Source organism: Nostoc sp. CHAB 5715 (assembly GCF_020829685.1).
GTDB lineage: Bacteria > Cyanobacteriota > Cyanobacteriia > Cyanobacteriales > Nostocaceae > Nostoc.
Genome location: NZ_JAIVFR010001143.1, coordinates 1 through 2,169, shown reverse-complemented (window position 1 = coordinate 2,169; position 2,169 = coordinate 1). Strand labels below are relative to the sequence as shown.

At 41.3% G+C, this 2,169-nt stretch carries 3 protein-coding genes and 1 pseudogene; 2 read left to right on the top strand and 2 right to left on the bottom strand.

Annotated features, from left to right (window positions below):
• Positions 1-78: 78 nt before the first annotated feature.
• Positions 79-165, top strand: coding sequence for an element excision factor XisI family protein (locus LC574_RS39570; protein WP_368736786.1), 87 nt, complete (start codon positions 79-81; stop codon positions 163-165).
• 91 nt (positions 166-256) lie between these two features.
• On the opposite strand, the gene dcd is transcribed toward LC574_RS39570, so the two are convergent.
• Both dcd and LC574_RS36960 read right to left on the bottom strand, forming a co-directional pair.
• On the bottom strand, positions 257-826 hold the full coding sequence (gene dcd, locus LC574_RS36965) for a dCTP deaminase (RefSeq protein ID WP_229458595.1): 570 nt from the start codon (positions 824-826) through the stop codon (positions 257-259).
• A gap of 86 nt (positions 827-912) precedes the next feature.
• Positions 913-1,449 carry a P-loop NTPase family protein gene (locus LC574_RS36960; RefSeq protein WP_229458594.1) on the bottom strand — a complete coding sequence of 179 codons (537 nt, stop codon included), beginning with the start codon at positions 1,447-1,449 and terminating at the stop codon, positions 913-915.
• A gap of 473 nt (positions 1,450-1,922) precedes the next feature.
• On the opposite strand from LC574_RS36960, the pseudogene LC574_RS39565 reads away from it, so the two are divergent.
• A pseudogene (locus LC574_RS39565) lies at positions 1,923-2,051 on the top strand (nucleoside monophosphate kinase); the annotation flags it as partial.
• Positions 2,052-2,169 lie beyond the last annotated feature (118 nt).

Sequence of the window (2,169 nt, the reverse complement as noted above, 5' to 3'; positions counted from 1 at the left end):
TCTAACCGATCTTCTGGCTCCAGTCCTAGCAAACGTTTGGCACTTTCATTGGCGGCGATAATTAACCCAGCTTTATCAGTGGAGTATGGGATTCCAAAGCTAGATATCGTGCTGGCTTATCAGCCTCCTTATATGCGAAAGCTGACAGAATTTGCAGTAGGATAAAGCAAGCGATCGCACTCCGATTTTTGGGTATGATTTAGAGCGATCGCACAGATCAACAGGAACTTAAATTGAGTGATTTAGGAATATTCAGTTATATCTTTGCCAATGTAACAATCTCTAGTTGATCCTGATATTTACCTTGACGGGCTTCATAACTAATAGCGCATGGTTCACCTTCTAAAAATAACAATTGCACTACGCCTTCGTTCGCGTAGATGCGACAGTCCGCACTGGAAGAATTGGAAAACTCTAAGGTAAGATGACCCCGCCATGCAGCCTCAGCGGGTGTTAAATTTGCTATGATTCCACAACGTGCATAAGTACTTTTACCTATACAAATTACTGTAATATTCTTAGGAACTTCCAGTTTTTCTAGAGCAACCCCAAGTCCATAGGAATGAGCAGGTAAAATAAAGTAACTGCCATTAGCATCTGTGTGCAGTGCTGTTGGCTCCAGATTCTGGGGATTAAAGTTTTTGGGGTCAACTACAGTTCCGGGAATGTGGCGAAAAATGCGGAACTCAGCCGGAGAAAGGCGTATATCATAGCCATAAGAAGACAAACCGTAGCTAATTACAGGTTGAACCGCTACAGACTCCTCTTTTTGTACTTTTCGGATTAAACTTGGCTCAAAGGGCGAAATCAAACCCTTTTGAGCCATTTCAGTAATCCAGATATCGTTTTTAATCACAACTTCACAGCTAATTCAAACCGAATTACTAGGATATCCTGAATTGAGCATTTTGTTTAAGGTCGATAACTGCGACGGATTTCTGTAATTTGATCTGCCACATCTAAGAGAGATTTCGGCATTTCTGGCCCTGTGAGAATGATATCAACGTGGGGAGGGCGTTTTGCCAGAAACGCTAAAACTTCCCTTTCAGAAATTAAACCAAAGTTAATCGCTAAACTTAACTCATCTAAGACAACGAGAGAATACTTACTCTCACACACTACCTGCTGTGTATACTGCCACAGCTTTTGTAAGGCTTGATTTTCAGTATCGTCTAAATGTGGTGTATCAATACAACGAGGCAAATCACAGCGAATCCAATCTAAATTTTGTCCTAGTTGTATAGGTCGCTCCTGCCCTTGACGAATACCTCCTTTGAGAAACTGCACTATTAATACTGGCGTTCCTTGCCCAGCTATTCTCAGTGCTTGAGCCATAACGCTCGTAAAAAAGTTGCGATGAGAGCTAGTGAAAACTTGCACTAGTCCTTCCACTGGATATGGTAAAGTAAGGGGTGAATTTATACTTGGAGTTTCTAGTTGGGCAACCATAGGGTAAAGTTTAAAAAATTACATTAAATAAGTCGGAAGTCGGAAGTCGGAAGTCGGAAGTCGGAAGTATGGTTTTGTGATGGGGATTTAAACCCCAATCGCATTACAAGCTAATGCGATTGGGGATGGGGTTTTAAACCCCGAGTAGTAGGATAAATTAGAGGTTTGGGCTGGCGGTACTTATTACAAATCTGCCTGTATAATTTATCTGTTTTTCACAGTTGTGGTGAATTTGGCAAATTGCATTCTTAGTCAAACACTAGGTTTGTGCTGAAGTCAAGAGTTCTGTTGATTTACATTTTTGTCTTTTCTCGGAAAGGAGTTGTAAAAATGAAAACATTAGAGTTACAGTTCCAATTATTTAAAAAAGCTAGGCAAAACGTCTGAAAATCGCTAAATGATAGATTTATCGGTTGTTTGGGCAAAACAGACTTAGCAAGTAGTGAATTTGACAGGATGAGGAGTAAATTGTTGTGAGATTGGTGATTCTGGGAGGTTCAGGATCGGGTAAAAGCACTCAAGCACAAAGGCTTTGCAGATACTTTGATATTCCGATGATTTCTACAGGTGAGATTTTACGGGAAGCGATATCTGGCGATAAGCTTCTCTCGGAGTTCCAATGGTCGGAAGCTGACCCCCGGACTTCTCTTTCGGTTTACGCTAGCCTGAATGAACTAGGTTACCACGCCCGGCCCTATATGGAACTGTAACTCTAATGTT